The following is a 19075-nucleotide window of genomic DNA, read 5'->3' on the forward strand; positions in this document are numbered from 1 at the left end:
GAAGACATGAAAACAATACTAACATTAGGAGTACTATGCATGGGGTATGCTGCTTTCGGACAAGGAGAAGCAGATACTCCTGCATTAGAAATTGGGAATATCTGGAATTGGAATATTCTTATGGCCGCTTTTATCGGTTGCTTTTTGCAAGAATTCATTTATTGGTTCGAGCTTAGAAGTGATATTGCAAAAGGTAATTTTCCTGCAGAACTAAGCTCTAAAGCTTATTGGGTGATTACGATAATTGCGGTCATTATATTCTCTACAGCCTCATTTTTGTATTTCACGATGTTGGATACAGATTCTGATTTTCTAACAATTGCTATATTTTCTGCTGGATTTCCCAGAATCTTTAAAAGTTTAGTGGCTAAGGTAAAAGCACCTCCAGTACAAGAAGAGATGCGTATCAATAGCGATAAAATCGTATTCGGAATTAGGGAATATTTCATGAGATGATCAAGAGAATATAGCAACTATACATTTTATCGGATTGCAACTATGGGTATTAAAAAACAGGTAATAGTACCTGTTTTTTTCGTGTAGAGGAAGCAGTACTTTGCAAAAATAAAATACATTTGTAACGAGAGAAATTTCCCCTATATGTCAGCCACATTTTCTGCGATAATACAACAGATTGTAAGAGAGAGTAATAGCGGGGCAATTCCTGATCCTGCTCGCTCTGGGTATTTATGTGTACCCACTGATTTTTTATCAGGATTGATCCGATTTGTATCTATGATGCAAGTAATCAAGATCGGTGTTGGTAGTGAAATCGCAGCGATAAAAAACGATTTAGAAATAGCCAATCAATCACCATTTATCTCCAAATCCGATGATAGATTGTATAAGCTAATGGTCGGTGCGATAAAGCATATAGTTGTGATCTGTACGGCAGAAGGAGAACGTGCCGAAACAGCAGGAGAGAGAACGTTAGCAGAAACCTATGCCTGGTGCATAGCAGGATGCCAATTGTTTTTAGAATATTCGGAATCAATAGAGTAACCGCTACACTTCGACTCCGTTCAGTGTATACGCTCAGGGGGCAACTCAAAAAAACCTGGTTTGCATGCCTGTGGAAGCCTAAAGCAGAATCCAGAGTCTCTAAAAAAAAGTAAAGAACCCGTCATTCCAGCGGAGGCTGGAATCCCGGATAAAACGACAATTATAAATAAGCAAAACAATGACCTGTCATCCCGCTGTATAGCGGAATCCAGAATAATAATAAGAAGGACAATCATCAAAACAACAACAGTTAATTTATTTTTATATATTTAAAAACCAAAATGAGTTATTATTTCCTCATTTTATCTACTAAAATATCCCCATTGTGGATTTCCGTAAGGAATTGGTTGGTGGTTGTGGTAATTTGGTGGGGAGAATTTAATAGAAATTGGTGATTATATGTCTTTTATATTAGGGATATGGTTACTAGGGTAACTATATGCAGTTGTTATCTACAATCCCTTCTATTTCCTAAAAAATTAATTACTTGATGGAAAAGTTTTACGGAAGAGATTGAATTACAAAAACTGACTTTAAAATAATTGAAAAAACATTACTCAGAATAAGAATGAATGGAAAAAGGTGATTGCTTAATATTAAAAAATAACGATGTATATTTTGCAATAATACTTCATCACTCAACCTTTGATGATGGAGAATTATTTCATGCATTTGTAGTTATTGGAGACCAGTACTCGAACACACCAACACTTAAAGAAATCGAATTTGGAAAAATTTTGGGATATAAGTTCGTTGATAAAACTTCTGACCTAATGAATAGTCTTGCTTGGACAAGTAAAGAACACAACCCATCCGAATTATACAACGGAGTTAAATATGATGTATTTACCATACCAGATGATCTATTTAATGAAGAAACAAATAGAATTCAAAGAATTGGAAGAGTGAATTTACACGAAAAATTTTTCCCTCGACCTGAATTTCATTCTATAGTTTCAAACTATGAAAAATTAGTTAAAGTCATTTCTGAACGAATTTCAAAAAGAGATCCTTCAAAGGTAGAATGGAACAGGTTTTATGATGCATTTAAACTTAATGAGGTATTAAAAAAGTAGATAACACCATATATGTGATCATAACAGGTTTTGGTGATCAATAGAATGGTTTGTGTGTTTTTGGTATGGCGCAATGCTTGCTGAAAGAGAAAATATAGCAACCAATGCGCAGAAAAGTCGAAAAGCTCGGTAACGTTTTGCCCTGTTACGACACATATATTAAACGTTGTGCAACATTAAGACAAATGAAAGTAATATTATTAGTTTTAATATCAATCGCTTTAGTTAGTTGTAATATAAGTGAAAGTAGAGAAGAATATTTTACTAGACTAACTGGACTGGAAATTTTAGAATCTATTGATTTAACTAGTAAATCTGAGAATTATCTTTTTAACGGAGATGGCCATACTTCTCTCATTTTTCAAACTAGTGAAAAACAGATGAAAAGATGGATTTCAAATTCACCTCCTTGGTCACTCTCAGAATGGAAAAGAGGAATTGTTGATTTTGAAATAGGATTACATACTAATTTTGGAATTTCTCAGGGTAATATTTCTGTTACAACGGTGAATGATAGTACATTTTACAGTGGAAGCGAAAAAATGATATCAATTCTTACTGACAAAGATAACTACTATTCATATGAAGAAAGATGCTGTTCGGAAAGATATAATGATTTAAGATTTCACAACGGTACCCTATTGATAATTAACCCAAATTCAAAAACTGTTTATTTATCGATTTGGGACAACTAAAAAAACGCTTGCCAACAATAGATATAATTAATACGGGTTGGTTGCTTAAGATATAAAGCGGCATATCAGCTAACCCCGATCGCCTTTAGATTCGTATCAAGATAATTTTATGATTAAATTTAAAAAGAACGGAGTGAACTTTCCCGATCGCTAGATTTATAAGATCCAGTCCGCGTATTAGTCTCCGTCCTTTTTTCAAGTTACTTAGAACCATATAGAATTTTAGTTTGTCCTTATTAAAGGTCTTAGTTAAAGTAACTCAATTATTATCTTAAAATTAAAGTTATGAATTTTAAAAATGTAATTGGTATTGATATTAGTAAAAATACCATTGATGTATGTAATCATTTAGATCAGAAAAATGCTCAATTTAGTAATAGCAAGAAGGGTTTACAGAACTTTTATTTGTGGGTCAAAAGTTCAAAAAATGAAATCGAAGATGTGCTTTTTGTGTATGAACATACAGGTATGTATTCGCATTTAATAACCGAGTTTTTAACAGATAAAGAATGCCATTATCACATTGCACCTGCTTTAGATATAAAGCGTTCAATGGGAATCACAAGAGGCAAAGACGATGTAATTGATTCTAAAAGAATTGCTTTATACGGTTATCGATTAAAAGATGAAATAACTCCAACAAAAAGCTACTCAAAATCCATTACTCAATTGAAATCATTGATGAGTCTTAAAGCTAAGCTAATAAAACAACGAGCCGCTTATAAGGGTACTCTAAGTGAGCAAAAAAACATATATAAAACAAAAGACTTTAAAATCATTTTTGAAGTCCAGGAAAAGATGATTCGTTACATAACAAAACAAATCAAGACTCTTGAATATCAAATTTTGGAAGTTATAAAAAGTCAAGAGGCATTGAAACAAAGTTTAAAGTTAATTTTAAGTATTAAAGGTGTTGGAATGCAAATGGCTACAACGATGATTATTGCTACAGAAAACTTTACCAAATTTAAGAACTGGCGAAAATTTGCATCATATTGTGGTGTAGCTCCTTTCCCTTATCAATCAGGAACAAGTGTAAAAGGACGTAATAAAGTCTCACAACTCGCTAATAAAAAAATAAAAGTATTGATTCATATGTGTTCAATGGTAGCAATTCAACATAATCCAGAGATGAAAAAATACTATGAAAGAAGAATTGAAATAGGTAAAAATAAAATGAGCACAATTAACATTATTAGAAACAAGTTAATAGCTCGCATTTTTGCAGTAATTGATAGACAAACTCCATATGTGGATACAATGAAATTCGCTTAAAAAATAATTTGAAAAAAGCTTGTTTTAATCATAGAATACTCGGATAGGATAGTGCGGAAATGCTTTCCGTGCCGAGTATGAGTAAGACTTCCGCTCTACAAAGCTTATAACTTCATAGCATCAAAGATTAGAGAACATTATAAACCTGATCTCTCAGAAATATTTTCCCGTCGCATTGGTATACAAACCAAGGATCGCATAAAAAAAATCCAAAAACCCATAGTAACAATTTTAATACTTCATACACATGCTAATAGTATCCTCTTAAGAGTGTCATGTCTTTAGAGAGATATTAGGAAAAATTGTAATAACTATTAAAAATTAAAAAGTATGGCATTAGAGAATTTAATTAGTATAAGCTTTACAGAAGAAGAGTTAACCACCTTAGACGGGCATCTGGATGGGATCAAACAAATCCTTACGGGTAAAACAATAAACCTAACTGCAGATCAGCGTAGGCAGTATGGGCGTATTGCCAATCAAAACAAATTGGTGGTAGATAAATCCAAAAATTATATGGAGCAACATCCGGATTGGATGCCTAGGTTTTTAGATAAAGAAGAGTTTGATAAGGATTATCTGGCACGTATACAGGTGGAGAGCAGAGCGCAGATGCTAGAAAACCTGAGTCAGCAATTGATCGATACCAAAACATTGCTTGATCACGATAATTATAACAATGCATTAAGTTTTTATCGTATGGTACGGTATCTGGCTGGTGAGAATGAACCAGGTGCAAAAACAGTGTATAACGATATGAAAGTATTGTTTAATAAAACCACAACGACTACTAGTAGCACTGAAGAATAATAGCTACATAGTACCTCTGTAACGTCCTACACAAGCGTTACCAGAATTGATATAAGAGAAAAAGGCAGCAAATCGAATTTGCTGCCTTTTTTGTATACATATCTCTTATTTGATATTGTAAATCCCACGGATATAGCCAATACCTTTACTGAATAAATGTTACTCTATCGATCAGTCCATTTTTTACTTCATAAACAGCAACGGCCCGTATAGTAATTCCTGCATTAAGCTGAACCAATTCTTGATCAATCACAATGGTAACCATCACTAAGCGTTTTTTTATTATACAATGTAAACTGGGTGTGTTTTTAAATAACATACCATAGATTCGTCTAAGTTCACTATGCCCTGATGTTTTAAATCTATCCGGAAAGTCGTATATCTTTATGTCTTCTGAGTATGTGTTTACAAAAGCATCGATATTTCTTCCATTATAGGCCATCAGTTGTTTGTCAACTATAAACCGAGGGTCAGGATTGGTGATGGCTTCTCCCAAAAGAATGGTCATTGATTTGATCTTATCTTTTTTGAATTTATAAAAAACAATACGCTCCAGATTTTTGGTTGGAGTTTTTACAAGTTCCTTATCAATAATGATCCCTCTAAAGATAATACGGTCTAAAAGTTCTATGGCATCAGTTTTATTTTCAGAAAAGGTGTTTTGATAATAGCCACTGATTTCCTGAGTACCTTTTGCTATTTTTTGTTTTGGAAAAAGCGAAATTGTAGCTTTTTCGTGAAACAAACTATTCATAGAGGTCAACGCTTTCGTATTAAATGCGATTTGCTTTTTTTCTAAGGTAGTAAGTGTTTTTTCTTTTTGAGCAGATAACTAATTAGTATGAAAAGACAGTAATAATGATAGACAAACAATTTTTTTCATTTTGTAGTAATAATTTGTGTGCAGAAATACAGAATAGCACTTAAAGTTACGATATTAAAACGGAAATTTGTATTCTTAAGGTTGTTCCCTGTAAGCTAAAAAAAAGTATGGATGAGGTTGTTTTATAAATATATATACCGTTTTTATCTCCCTGTAAAACTAATGGAAGACATTACTACGATACACAATGAAATCGCAAAAGAGGGAATCCTTTCTTATTTTTCTTCTAAGGGATTTTCCTTTTCAAAAAGAAAGTTTAAGATACAGGAAATAGGAACTTCTCTGATATATGTGGAGCTTGCTTTTAAAACTGAGCGAGAATTAGAACGCTTCAGACAATTTGTGAGTAATTATAAAGAGCTTATTCCTCCTTGGGTAGTACTTCCGCATTCATTTCAGGGAGCGCCAAGATGGAATCAAGGGTATGAAGAAGACTACTGCGTAGGACATTGGATTCCTTTTTGGAAGAGCCTGAATCAACATCAAAAAGAAGTGTATCAAACAAAATATGATTGTCCAAAGGTTTGGCAAGAATGGTTGTTGTTACGCGATAAAACGTAGTGATTATTTGTATGTAAAGGACCTGATCAAATTCGTTTTGAAAACAATACAGAGGATAAACACAAAGGTTTTAAACAGTTTTTTTATATTCGCGCCTTAAATTTTTTAGATAAAACAAAAAATGATGATGAAAACTATTAAAATTCTTTTTATTCTTATCAGTAGTGCTGCTATTGTATCTTGTAGCTCTGATGATTCCGACGCTTCTGGAACTACCTATCCTATCACTCTTAATTTTGCTAATGTTAGTGAGGACTTTACGTTCTTTCAAAATGGAGCTGAAACAGCCATTACGGATGAAGCTTTGAATAGCTATAATAGTGATACTAATATTTCACTAAGTAAAGAAGAGTTCGAAGTTGAATCTGCTAACGATTATTTTAAATTTTTAAGTGATACTGAAGTTGAAGTTTCTGAAGGTGGAGAAGTATTTACTGTGGATTATGTGTTCGAAGAAGGTTTCTTGTATTTACTAGAGGATAACGACAAATTCTTATATGGTCAAGGTGATAAAACAGCATTGGCTTATAGGTTATCCGCGTTGGTTTCGGTTAGAGAAAATGGTTCATCAGGAGCTTCTGGAGGTTATGAAGATGCGGATGATGTTGATTTTTTTCCTGCAACTTTCGAAAACTCAGTAGATTTTCATAATTACAGTACTGTAGATGAAATCCAAGGAGATAATTATTTATTGATTCACAACCTTTCAATTAACTTTCAATAATTTGATAGGAGTATAAGATCAAATAACGCGAAAGTGATTTTTTGCAAATATAAAAAGCCTCGAATTTATATGAATTCAAGGCTTTTTTTTTACGCTCATTGTAAATATTAAAAACCAGAACTACATCTAAATATATCCGAACGTATCTAATCAAGGTATACATTAAGCAAGCAATGTCGTTAAGTTTATAAAATTGAATAAAAATGTCACATTGAGCCCTTCGACAAGCCTGTCCTGAGCTTGTCGAAGCGTAGTTGGAAGATAGGTGCTTATTAGTCTTTACTTAACGAGATTGATAAAGAGGGATAAAAAAATACATGTCTAATTTTCGGTTGCTGATCGAATAGGATGATCGGTTCTTTGTATAAAAACAAAGAACCATGAATTTTAAAGACTTACATCATCAGAAAACACCTTTGCTATTAGGAAATGTTTGGGATGTGCCTAGTGCCAAAGCAGCCGAGAAACTAGGATTTCGAGCAATAGGAACTTCCAGCGCAGCTATCGCAAGTCTTTTGGGGTACCAAGATGGAGAAGAAATGGATTTCTCTGAACTTCTGTATTTTGTAAAACGAATTGCTGCAAATACTCAGCTACCATTATCTGTGGATCTGGAATCTGGTTATAGTCGTGATCCAAAAATTATTACAAAACATATCAAAGCACTTGTAGATATAGGCGTGGTAGGCATCAATATAGAAGATAGTATTGTTGATAATAAAAGAATACTACTAGATGCAGCAGAGTTTACCAATACACTCACGGCAGTAAACAACTTACTATCAAAAGGAAGCATCGATGTTTTTATAAATGTACGAACGGATGTTTTTTTATTGGGAGATCCAAACCCAATAGCAGCCACCAAAAAAAGAATCCACTTATATGAACAAGCAGGTGCTGATGGAATTTTCACTCCAGGCATAGAAAACGAATCGGATATCAGAGAAATTGTAACTTGTACGCAGTTACCGATCAATGTGATGTGTATGCCCGATCTTCTGGATTTTAATACCTTATCAAAGCTTGGAGTACAACGAATTAGTATGGGCAATTTTCTGTTTGATAAGATGTATAGTCAGTTAGAAAGCATTACCAAAAAGATCGTAGACCAACAATCATTTCAATCTATTTTTTAAGATGTTGATTACAGAAAACAAAACAATAGAAAGATATTACAAGGCATTGCTGGAACGCAAAGAAAACTTTGTAGGGATCTTTTTTGTGGGTGTAAAAACAACTTCTGTTTTTTGTATCGCTACATGCAGAGCCAGAAAACCAAAATTAAAGAACGTAGAGTTCTACACTACGTTTAAAGAAGCGCTGGATAATGGATACCGACCATGTAAGATTTGTAAGCCCACCGAAAATGCTAATGAAGCACCAGAATCCGTAGAAAAAGCAATTACGCTGGTCAAGCAAAATCCAAAGGAGAAAATCACAGATGATCAATTACGAAAACTAGCAATTAGTCCAGAAGTAGTTAGAAGATGGTTTAAGAAAAACTACGGAATGACGTTTCAGGCGTATCAGCGGATGTACCGAATTAATAATGCTTTTCAGGAATTAAAAAAAGGAAAAAATGCTACACATACTGCCTTTGATTCGGGGTATGAATCCTTAAGTGGTTTTGGGTATACTTTTAAGAAAGTTATAGGAGCATCTCCTCAGAAAAGTACGGGAGGGAATGTGATTTTAATTAGTCGATTGACAACGCCTTTAGGTCCAATGTTTGTATGTGCCACCGAAAAAGGGATTTGTCTGTTAGAATTTGTGGATAGGCGCATGCTAGAAACAGAATTTAAAGATTTACAAACACGATTACAAGCACAGATCATAGCAGGAGAAAATGAACACATCAAGCAAACTAAAAAGGAGATCACCGAATATTTTGAAGGGAAAAGAAAGGTTTTTGAGGTTGCTTTAGAAACACCGGGAACAGATTTTCAGAATACCGTTTGGCGTAGTTTACAACAAATCCAATATGGGCAGGTAACTACCTATCAACAGCAGGCAGAAAAAATAAAGAATCCAAAAGCAATCAGGGCAGTAGCTTCTGCAAATGGCTATAATAGAATTTCGATTATAATTCCCTGTCACAGAGTCATAGGAAAAGATGGAAGTATGACCGGATATGGCGGTGGTATCGAACGAAAGCAATGGTTGTTAACACACGAACGTGAGAATATGTAATTGTTTAGTTAAAACCTTCTTTATTTTTAAGTGTATCATCGGTATCTTTCTTATTTTGTGAGCAAAGACATTTTAGATGAATCGCAAAAGTATCATTATGAAATATTATATATTTTTCCTGTTATCGATTGTTGTCAATAGTGCATTTAGTCAAGTTGGAAATAATGCATTGATATCTCTAGAGCGTCATTCCTTTTCTTCGAAGATTTTAAAAGAAGAGCGAAGTTTTCAGGTGTATTTGCCACCTAGTTATTTTTATAGTGATGAAGGTAACTTTCCGGTATTGTATCTTATGGACGGAGATTATAATTTTTATCACGATACTGGACTCATTGAATTTTTGTCTTCCGTAGCAGGTAAAATTCCAGAAATTATTGTCGTAGGGATTTCAGATAAAGGCAGTACTAAGTATAGGGAATATTGTCGGCCTAATGCAGAAGGATCAGAAGGAGGAAGTGCAAATATATTTATGTCTTTTTTAGAAGAAGAATTAAAACCATTGGTTAATAAAAAATACAGAACATCGGCTTATGATATTTTAATAGGTCATTCTATGGGCGGTTTATTTGTAACGAATCATTATCTAGAAAAACCAACTGCATTTGATAGTTTTATTGCAATTGATCCTTCGCTATGGTGGAAAGACTATGCGCTTACCAAAAAAGCGGACACGATTTTTAAAGATCAAAAAGAGCTAAGTGCTAATTTGTTTATATCATTGGCTAATACACAAGGTATGGGCGTTAGAGGATTTGTTGGTGTGTTAGACACGTATTTTCCATATGATCCTAAGTGGAGTTTTACACATTATAAGGGTGAGAATCATGGATCTGTGCATATGATCGCGATTAAAGAAGCTTTATTAGAATTATTTGAAGATTGGGAAGTGAGTCGAGAGAAGTTCTACACTTTTGCATCTTCAAAAGATTTGATAGATCATTACAAGAAACTAAATACTAAGTTTGCTACTCAGTTTTCGTTACCTGCGTATAATTTTGGACTATTATAGCAAAAACTTAACAGAAGATATTGCCTTGCTGGAATCTGAAATAGCAACTCATTTTCCTAATTCTGTGGATGAGTTTTATAATGTTTTAGGACGTTATCATCTCGATGCTAAAAAGTATGAGGAAGCAGAAAAGACTTATAAGAAGTGCTTAGTAAAACGACCGAATTCATTTCGTGCTCATGATGGTTTATCAAAAGTACATACCGCCAGAAAAGAATTTAAAAAAGCAGCCGAGTCAAGTCGCCAAGCTATAGTGTATGCTAAAGAGGTAAAGGCAAGACAATGGCAATTAAATGAACTACAATCTAATCTAGACCATATTCTTGAGCTTTCTAAAAAGTAAAAGTGGACAAGGGTTTAGTACTATAACTGGCATTCGTTTATTAAAGTTTTTAAACTAGCTTGGTACGACGCTATGTTTAAACTAAATTATGGTATTCGGGCTGTAGCTTTAAAGAAAGTATAGCAAAAAGTTCCTGCTTGTGCTGTTTTATAAAGATCACGGATACCGTCTTCTATTTCTGACTTAGATATTATTTTTTTAAGTAGTGCTTCTTCTTTTATTCCTTGGATCATTGCGGTAAAGGTGTTTTTGATAAAACCTTCTACCATCTCGGGCTTTGATGCGTCTACATAAACTTGTCTGGGATTAACATGTATATCAATAAATTCAGAATCAGATAGTAACGGAAAAAGCTGCCGTCCTATATTGGCGTTTCCTTCATTTTGTTTTTGTAAATCGACCTGCGCCTGAATGGCTTTTTTTGCTGCATTACTATCAGGATAAAAGAAAGTAGAACCGTGATCACCTTCAATTATGGTAATAGTCCCCTGTTTTTTAAGGACTCGTTTTAACTCTTGTAGTGCCAGATGAGGTTCTGCTATATGTTCTAAAACAAAGCACACAAAGACGTGATCAAATGATTCGTCGTCAAATGGTAAATCAAAAATATTTTCTTGTTGAAATACAACATTTTCAATTCCCAAAGAGGTAATTGTTTCTTGCGCTTGTTTTAATGATTTTTCGGATAAATCAATAGAAACAAAATTACAAGTAGCGTTTTTGGAACTAATGATCTTGGTTTGTGCGCCTACTCCGCATCCCGCTTCCAGAATCAAGGATCCATCTTCCCAGATTGTATCCCAATGTAATAAATCAGAAATTGTCCTTGCTTGATTATTCAATCGTATCGATTCTTCATCAGAATATCCGTGAACATATGTTTTTAATTGTTGTTGATTGATTTGTGAAATACGATTTTCAAGATGATCAAATTGCTCTAAAATTTCTCTTCCGGCATCTCTAAATTCTTTTCCAGCTGGTGTAAAATGTAATTTATTATTAATACGATGAAAAATCTGAACACCGAGATTAGACTCTAGTTCTTTTAGCTGGTGGCTCAATGCAGATTGCGTTAAACACAACTCATCTGCTGCTTTACTCAGAGAACCAACCTTGGCAACCATATCTACTAATTTCAAATGTCGTACTTCAATCATATCATATACCTTTACTATCAAAAGTAGGTGATATCTAGGCTAATCAACAAACTGTTAGTGTGAAAAAAAGTAATACCTATGTTGAATTTAATTGATAGCCTTTATTCTTTTCCAAAGCTTACTTACATTTTCTTATGGTATCAATAGAAAGACAGGAATATAAACTGTTATATTCCTGTCTTTTCGGATAATTTATCCTAATTACTAATCACTTTTTCTGTTTTAATTAGTCTATTGTTTGAGTTCAATAACCTAAGAAAATAAACACCTTTAGGCAAGCTCGTAGAAAAATGTATACTGTTAGAGGAGTTATCTATGAGTTGATTAGAAACTTCTCTACCATACATATCTATAAGTTGTACGCTGGTGATTTCTGTATTGTTTTTTGATAATTGAACTGTAAGACTAGTGGTAAAAGGGTTCGGATATATTGAGATATTAGGATCCTCTTGATATCCAATTCTATTAGATAAACTCTGGCTACTGCCAGCACAAATTACCCTAAATTCATTTATTGACGACCAATTTCCGGAATATCCAGATGCACCTGTAACGGTTAGTTTTACATACCTAACGGTTTGTGTAGAAAAACTTCTGGTAATTACGGAACCGCCAGATGTATTATTAGAGGCATCGGTTAGTATAGAGAATCCCGAAGTGGCAGAAGTACTGGAGCCTTCTACAACAAACTGATAGGCTCTATTGTTATATGGGTATACTTCGATCTCGCTGATAGCATATTCTTCTCCCAGGTCTATTACAGCGTTTTGAGGGAACCCTTCTGCGGACCATCTGTTATCGGTATTGTCGTCGATAATATTGCTCGCCGGATTTGCTGTTTGTTGATTACTATAAGAAGAAATATTCGCATTTAATGATAGATTACTTCCTGCGGTACAATTAGGAATATCAATAGCGTTACCAAAGACTCTAAATTCGAGGATGCTAATCCAAGGTCCAGAATAGCCAAATGCACCTGATACTGTTACTCTAACATAACGAGCATTTACCGAAGAAAAAGAATCAGTTACAGGAGCCGAAACTGTTCCTGGAGTTGAGCTATTGCTTCTATCAACTATTTCTGTATAGGTTCCGTTAGCGCTAGTAGCAGTTTCAATAATATATTGGTATGCTCTGTCTTGGTGAAAAACAAATTCGGTTTTATTAATACTAAAACTTTCTCCAAGATCTACAGTAAATGACTGAGGAAAACCATTTACCGACCAGCGAGAATTAGTGGATCCATCGACTAAATTGTCTGCAATATTGTTGCCATCTGGTGTTCCTGTAGCGGTTACCGGTTTGTTTAAAGCAAGATTATCACCAGTAGTAGGAGTGATTACAGTTATAGTGGCGGTATCAGTGAATCCTCCATCTTCTGCGGTTACTGTAATAATGGCTTCACCCGTACTGATGGCGTTGATAACTCCGTTAGAATTGATAGTCGCAACAGAAGGGTTATTACTATTGTATGTGGTGTTTTGATTGGTTGCATTGTTAGGCGATATCGTGGCTGTCAATTGTTGTGTGTTTCCGATTTCTATAATAGAACTACTCGGAGAAATAGCTACCCCGGTTACAGATACTGTTCCTGCAACACCTAACTGAGTTATGGTAATTGTTCTGGTTAAATTTCCACCGCTAACCGTTACAGTGCCCGTTCTGGTACTACTTTCTGAATTGGTAGTAACTGATATAGTAGCATTTCCATTATTTACTCCAGATGTAGGACTTACAGTAATCCAAGAACTATTATCGGATATTGTCCAATTTACATTGGATGCTATAGTAAGTGTCTGACTTCCGGCAGTAGCTGCAAAATCATTGATTGCAGATAGTGTTAGTACATCTGTTGGAGGAGTATTACTACAAGAATTCAAAGAATTTCCGGTAGAATTAACAAAACAAGCGCCAACGCTTACCGCTACATCGCTATCGGTGAAAGGAGGTTGAGATATGTTTGATCCCGCATTGGTTCCAGAAATACTAAAAATTTCACCATTGTTACTCGCTGATAAACTTGTAGAAGAGAACCCATTTACTGATGCTCCTAAGTTTGTGTTATTATATACATTTCCTGAATAGGATAAGGTGGAGCCAATAGATGAAAAATCACCATTATCATCTTCTGTAATAACATCTGTAATATTAGATGAATTACTCGAGAAGAAAATAACATTGTTATTAACGTCACCGGTGTTTCTGTTAGTACCTTTATCTCCATTAAAAAATAAAGGGGCATTGGTATTTACAATAGTGTTGTTAGCAACAGTAATATCTTCAGATTTTTGATAACCATTAGATACATTTGTAGCGTTACAATCATCCTGTGAATTGGTAGAACCTCCCATAAATGTAATTCCGTTATTCCATTTTGCTTGATCAATAACGGTAATACAATCCTGAATGTAATTGTTAGTTATCGTATGGTCACTATCTACTATTCGGATTCCTCCGGTTCCATCAACATTTTCTCCTAAGAAGTAATTGCCCTGTACAGTAGCACCAGAACCGTGACGCAAGGTTAGTGATCCTCTACATCTTCTAAAAGTGTTATTTTGATAGGTGTTGTTATCACTTTTGTTTGTTATAATCTCATTTTCACCGTCTGCCTCGACAAAATAGTTGTTGCTTACTGTTGTTCTGCAATCTACATTTTGGAATTCACTAGTTCCTACACGAATCGTTTCACTATCGCCAGAGTTTGATAATGAAGGATCCATTTTTTCATATTTATAAAAATAATTATTGCTTATGGTATGGCCGACAATGTCGCAGCGATTAACTTCTGCATTGTATTCTAATTCTACTAATACTAGGGCTCCTGCTGTAGATTTATTTAGAAAAGAACAATTTAAAACACTGTTATTATTCCCATATAATACGATCCATCTATGCTTAACGATAGCTCCATCTTGTTCAGCTTCTGCAGCATCACCAGGTTCAACACCTAAACCATCAATTACACAATTTCGAATTGTAGAATTTTGGGCATACGTAGTTCCATTTCTGAATTGGATAAAATTACTAGCTCCATAGCCGCCTTTCCAGTGAAAACCTTCGACTATAAGATAGTTTCCGGCAATATTCATTTGTAGTCCATTATTAAAAATAACTCCACCAGGTGTTTCAGCTTTTAAAGTAATAGGGTTGGATGCAGTTCCATTAGCTCTGAATGTAAGTCTTTCATCACTATTATACGTTCCATTTTCCCAAATGACAACATCCCCCGGAGATAGGTTTAAGTTGTTAAATTCATTTATTGAATTAATTGTGTAGTCAGTAGCAAAAACCTGACTAGAAAAGAGAAAAATAAAGAAGAATAGTGCTTTTAGACCTCTTTTTTTTAGAAGATTTTTGAGTGGCAAATCATCGGGATCGTGTTCTTTTTGTTTTTTTACAGACCAAAATGTGTGAAGATTTTTCATATAAAATGTGTTAAATAGTTTAGTTACAAAATGAGTTAGCCCTAGTGTTGGTTTGATTCTGATGTTTAGGTTCTAAAAACTAGTATGATTTTTTATTAGATACGTAAATATGTTAGTTTCTAGTAATGATAAATTAAATTGGTTGACCAATTTAATGTTTTTTGATGATATACAAATATTTTATGTTTATAAATGTTATCATTACATTGATTTTGTTAATTAATTATGAAAATATTAACTATATGTTTGTGGGTATATATTTTTAAAGAGTTTGAGGATTTGTGTAACACTATATGGATCTTTATAATCTACACTTCACTAGTAAGATTATATAGATAATAAGTTAGCTATCTAACAAATTGATTTTTTTTATAACATTATATTTCATTCACCAATTTAAATAACCAATTTATATGAAAAATCTAATTAACTCCTCCGTCTTCTTAGTACATAATACGTATTGCTATTTTAATCTCCATTGAAATTATTTTAGATAGTTAAGTGCGCCATTTTTTTATCTTTTTATGGAATCCTCTAAAAAAGTGATTTAGAATTATATTTAGTTTAACCTGAACTCAGTATAGTTTTAGTCATCTATTGGACCAATGTCATGGCATAGAATATATACCGTTCCTTTTTTATTCTTTTTTTCAAATTGCAGTCAATCTTTTATTCGTCTGATATTGAAAATACGAAGCGTGAAAAAAATCAACGTGATATACAAACACTTAATCAATTCTATACAGTACCGTTAACCACGTTTATTTTTTATTAATTCATAACACAAATATCATGACTCTAAAAAAAACCATTTTTATTGCAAGTATTCTATTCGCGTCTTTAAGTATTTATAGTGTAAAAGGACAAAATACTATCGGAGGACACTTTGGCTTTGTACAACCTATAATAACTATTCAGGATGGAGAGGTCTCTGATGGATTTGATCCATACACCATCGGATTTCCAATAGGGGTAACAATCCGGAAAAGTGAAAAATTTGCTTTTGATGTAGAACTCGTACCATTTATAAGTTCTAATAAGAATGCTAACGGAGATAATGTTAGTTCTGTAAGTGAGTTGCTAATACATCCGGGTTTACTCTGGGGTATCGGTAATAAACTTACGTTTGGAAATAGGATTGCTTATGAAACCAGGAGCGGGAGGTATGGTATCACTCCATTATTAAATAGAGGATTCCTTATAGGAAAAACCAATGTTTTTGCAGAACTAGTATTACCTGTAAGAGTAGGGAATGATCAGGAAATATCATTTACTGCCGCATTGCATTTTGGAATAGGTTTCTAAATAATTTAATAAAAAATGGCTATTTCCTTTATATGATTTTTATATAGGGATTTACCGTAATTATAGATAATATCTATTTGCTTATAATTTTATAAATAATATTCCCTTTTTAGTTACAAAAAAGTACTGCTATTTTTAAAAATCGGTACTTAAACAGTTTATTAATTAAAAAAAACACACAAATGAAAAAACCACTCTTAATAACCTTAATCTGCGTGGCATTTCTCTTAGTTGGATGCCAGCAAAATGAAGTAAAAGCAATAGCAGGAGAAGCGCCTGCAAAAGGCGAATGCCCTTTTGGCTTCACATCAGAAGGACCATCAGGAGGTCTTAATGTTAGTAATGATGGTAAAACCAATAGAGACTGGTTTCCTAATCAAATCGATCTAAGTGTGCTTCGACAACATGCGGCTAAATCAGATCCTATGGGGAATGAATTTGACTACTCAGAACAGTTTGAAAGCTTAGATTATGATGCATTAAAAAAAGATCTTACCGATTTAATGACAGATTCTCAAGACTGGTGGCCAGCAGATTATGGTCACTACGGAGGATTATTCATTCGTATGGCATGGCACAGTGCAGGTACGTATAGAACAGGAGATGGCCGTGGTGGTTCTCGGGAAGGACAACAACGTTTTGCCCCACTTAACAGCTGGCCAGATAATGGTAACTTGGATAAAGCACGTAGACTTCTTTGGCCTATTAAAAAGAAATATGGAAGCAAGATCTCATGGGCAGATTTAATGATACTTACAGGAAATGTAGCCTTCGAATCCATGGGATTTAAAACCATTGGCTTTGCAGGAGGTAGAGAAGATGTTTGGGAACCTGCAAGCAATGTGTATTGGGGTTCAGAAACCAAAATGTTAGATGATGAACGATATACTGGTGATCGAGAACTCGAAAAACCTTTAGCAGCCGTTCAGATGGGACTTATTTATGTGAATCCGGAAGGCCCTAATGGGAATCCAGATCCTGTTGCGGCAGCGATTGATATAAGAGAGACATTTGGACGCATGGGTATGAATGATGAAGAAACTGTAGCGCTTATTGCAGGTGGTCATACACTTGGTAAAACTCACGGGGCTGCGCCCGGTTCTCACTTAGGTGCTTCACCAGAAGAAGCTGAGATAGAAGAACAAGGGTTTGGTTGGAAAAATGATTACGGTACAGGAAAAGGAAAAGATGCGATTACATCAGGTTTAGAAGTAATCTGGACTGCGACACCTACGCAATGGAATAATACGTTTTTTGCTAATCTATTTAATTTTGAATGGGAGTTGACCAAAAGCCCAGCAGGAGCCCATCAATGGGAAGCAAAGGATGTAGGAGAAATATTCCCAGATGCTTTTGATTCAGAAAAAAAACATAAACCCACGATGTTAACTACGGATCTTTCCTTACGTTTTGATCCGGTTTATGAGAAGATTTCAAGAAGATTTCTAGAAAAACCAAAAGAATTTAATGCCGCTTTTGCACGTGCGTGGTTTAAACTAACGCATAGAGATATGGGACCGAGTACGACATATCTTGGACCTGAAATTCCTAAAGAAGAATTTATCTGGCAAGATCCAATTCCAGCGGTTAATCATAAATTAGTGAATGCAAAAGATATTGCTGATTTAAAATCAAGTATCCTAAATTCGGGTTTAACGAATAGTGAATTGATCTCTACAGCATGGGCTTCTGCATCTACCTATCGCAACTCAGATAGAAGGGGTGGCGCTAATGGTGCACGTATCCGATTAGAGCCTCAGAGAAACTGGCAAGTCAATAATCCTAAACAATTGAATAAAGTATTAACCGCTTTAGAAAAGATTCAAAGTGATTTTAATGCAAAAGGTAAAAAAGTATCAATCGCTGATCTGATTGTTTTGGGAGGATCTACAGCTGTAGAAGAAGCTGCTAAAAAGGCCGGATATCCTATCGAAGTTCCTTTTACTCCAGGGCGTATGGATGCTACACAAGAGCAAACTGATGTAAAATCTATGGCATTATTAGAACCCATGGCAGATGGATTCAGAAATTATCTAAAAACAAAATATACACTAACAATCGAAGAATTGCTGGTAGATAAAGCTCAGTTATTAACCTTAACTGTTCCCGAAATGACAGTTCTTCTGGGAGGTATGCGCGTTTTAAATACAAATCACGATAACTCTAAACATGGTGTTTTTACCAAAAACCCAGGAACGCTGACGAATGATTTCTTTGTCAATCTTTTGGATATGAGCACAGAATGGAAAGCTGTCTCTGATGCGAAGGAAAAATATGAAGGAAGAGATAGAGCAACAAAAGAGGTTAAGTGGACAGCTACACGTGCTGATCTTATTTTTGGTTCAAATTCAGAATTGAGAGCATTGGCTGAGGTATATGCTGGGGATGATGCTCGAGAGAAGTTCGTAAAAGACTTTGTGAATGCTTGGAATAAGGTTATGAAACTTGATCGTTTCGATCTATAGTAAACTGGATATAACATAAAATTTTACCGATGAACCCCGCTTAATTATTAAAACTAAGCGGGGTTCTTTTTATAGAATTCATTTAGAGTTTTTTAACCTTAGTACAGATGCTCTATTGTAAAGATTTGGGCGTGACCTCAAGGGTATATTTT

17 protein-coding genes are annotated in these 19075 nt (G+C 34.4%); 14 read left to right on the forward strand and 3 right to left on the reverse strand.

From position 1 onward, the window contains the following. The first annotated feature begins 6 nt into the window (after window positions 1-6). The 6 genes from D1818_RS19195 to D1818_RS19220 all read left to right on the forward strand — a co-directional run bounded on the left by D1818_RS19195 (window position 7) and on the right by D1818_RS19220 (window position 4858). Window positions 7-456 (forward strand): hypothetical protein, encoded by a 450-nt coding sequence (locus D1818_RS19195; RefSeq protein ID WP_147406110.1) that lies wholly within the window; start codon window positions 7-9, stop codon window positions 454-456. A 144-nt stretch (window positions 457-600) separates the two neighbouring features. Beyond that, the gene (locus D1818_RS19200) at window positions 601-1002 is read left to right on the forward strand and encodes a hypothetical protein (RefSeq protein ID WP_118460834.1); all 402 of its coding nucleotides are present in this window, start codon (window positions 601-603) and stop codon (window positions 1000-1002) included. A 572-nt stretch (window positions 1003-1574) separates the two neighbouring features. Beyond that, the gene (locus D1818_RS19205; protein WP_118460837.1) at window positions 1575-2078 is read left to right on the forward strand and encodes a hypothetical protein; all 504 of its coding nucleotides are present in this window, start codon (window positions 1575-1577) and stop codon (window positions 2076-2078) included. A 185-nt stretch (window positions 2079-2263) separates the two neighbouring features. Beyond that, window positions 2264-2773: a hypothetical protein gene (locus D1818_RS19210; protein WP_118460839.1), complete on the forward strand. Its 510-nt coding sequence runs from the start codon at window positions 2264-2266 to the stop codon at window positions 2771-2773. 285 nt (window positions 2774-3058) lie between these two features. Continuing rightward, the gene (locus tag D1818_RS19215) at window positions 3059-4048 is read left to right on the forward strand and encodes an IS110 family transposase (RefSeq protein WP_118459826.1); all 990 of its coding nucleotides are present in this window, start codon (window positions 3059-3061) and stop codon (window positions 4046-4048) included. A 330-nt stretch (window positions 4049-4378) separates the two neighbouring features. Then, complete coding sequence (locus tag D1818_RS19220; protein WP_118460841.1) at window positions 4379-4858, forward strand: hypothetical protein; 480 nt, start codon at window positions 4379-4381, stop codon at window positions 4856-4858. Window positions 4859-5003: 145 nt separating this feature from the next. On the opposite strand, the gene D1818_RS19225 is transcribed toward D1818_RS19220, so the two are convergent. Beyond that, complete coding sequence (locus tag D1818_RS19225) at window positions 5004-5612, reverse strand: nuclear transport factor 2 family protein (protein ID WP_118460843.1); 609 nt, start codon at window positions 5610-5612, stop codon at window positions 5004-5006. 291 nt (window positions 5613-5903) lie between these two features. Between D1818_RS19225 and D1818_RS19230 the strand changes: the two genes are divergently transcribed. From D1818_RS19230 to D1818_RS19255, 6 genes are all read left to right on the forward strand, one after another. After that, window positions 5904-6302 (forward strand): hypothetical protein, encoded by a 399-nt coding sequence (locus D1818_RS19230; RefSeq protein WP_118460845.1) that lies wholly within the window; start codon window positions 5904-5906, stop codon window positions 6300-6302. Window positions 6303-6429: 127 nt separating this feature from the next. Continuing rightward, on the forward strand, window positions 6430-7026 hold the full coding sequence (locus D1818_RS19235) for a hypothetical protein (RefSeq protein WP_120752416.1): 597 nt from the start codon (window positions 6430-6432) through the stop codon (window positions 7024-7026). Between the two features lie 380 nt (window positions 7027-7406). Then, window positions 7407-8162, forward strand: coding sequence for an isocitrate lyase/phosphoenolpyruvate mutase family protein (locus D1818_RS19240; RefSeq protein ID WP_118460849.1), 756 nt, complete (start codon window positions 7407-7409; stop codon window positions 8160-8162). 1 nt (window position 8163) lies between these two features. Further along, complete coding sequence (locus D1818_RS19245; protein ID WP_118460851.1) at window positions 8164-9216, forward strand: bifunctional transcriptional activator/DNA repair enzyme AdaA; 1053 nt, start codon at window positions 8164-8166, stop codon at window positions 9214-9216. Window positions 9217-9313: 97 nt separating this feature from the next. Next, window positions 9314-10225 carry an alpha/beta hydrolase gene (locus D1818_RS19250; protein WP_158596921.1) on the forward strand — a complete coding sequence of 304 codons (912 nt, stop codon included), beginning with the start codon at window positions 9314-9316 and terminating at the stop codon, window positions 10223-10225. Next, window positions 10212-10568, forward strand: coding sequence for a hypothetical protein (locus tag D1818_RS19255; protein ID WP_118460856.1), 357 nt, complete (start codon window positions 10212-10214; stop codon window positions 10566-10568). The genes D1818_RS19250 and D1818_RS19255 overlap by 14 nt, the downstream gene beginning before the upstream one ends. An 86-nt stretch (window positions 10569-10654) precedes the next feature. Here D1818_RS19255 and D1818_RS19260 read toward each other — a convergent pair whose 3' ends face one another. Both D1818_RS19260 and D1818_RS19265 read right to left on the reverse strand, forming a co-directional pair. Next, window positions 10655-11725, reverse strand: coding sequence for a methyltransferase domain-containing protein (locus D1818_RS19260; protein ID WP_118460858.1), 1071 nt, complete (start codon window positions 11723-11725; stop codon window positions 10655-10657). Window positions 11726-11922: 197 nt separating this feature from the next. Continuing rightward, window positions 11923-15153, reverse strand: a complete 3231-nt coding sequence (locus D1818_RS19265) for a chondroitinase-B domain-containing protein (RefSeq protein WP_118460860.1) — start codon at window positions 15151-15153, stop codon at window positions 11923-11925. A gap of 792 nt (window positions 15154-15945) precedes the next feature. On the opposite strand from D1818_RS19265, the gene D1818_RS19270 reads away from it, so the two are divergent. Both D1818_RS19270 and katG read left to right on the forward strand, forming a co-directional pair. Next, complete coding sequence (locus D1818_RS19270; RefSeq protein ID WP_118460862.1) at window positions 15946-16458, forward strand: hypothetical protein; 513 nt, start codon at window positions 15946-15948, stop codon at window positions 16456-16458. Between the two features lie 182 nt (window positions 16459-16640). Beyond that, the gene (katG, locus tag D1818_RS19275; RefSeq protein ID WP_233558532.1) at window positions 16641-18923 is read left to right on the forward strand and encodes a catalase/peroxidase HPI; all 2283 of its coding nucleotides are present in this window, start codon (window positions 16641-16643) and stop codon (window positions 18921-18923) included. Window positions 18924-19075: the final 152 nt, after the last annotated feature.

This window comes from Aquimarina sp. BL5, assembly GCF_003443675.1.
In the GTDB taxonomy this organism is placed as follows: domain Bacteria; phylum Bacteroidota; class Bacteroidia; order Flavobacteriales; family Flavobacteriaceae; genus Aquimarina.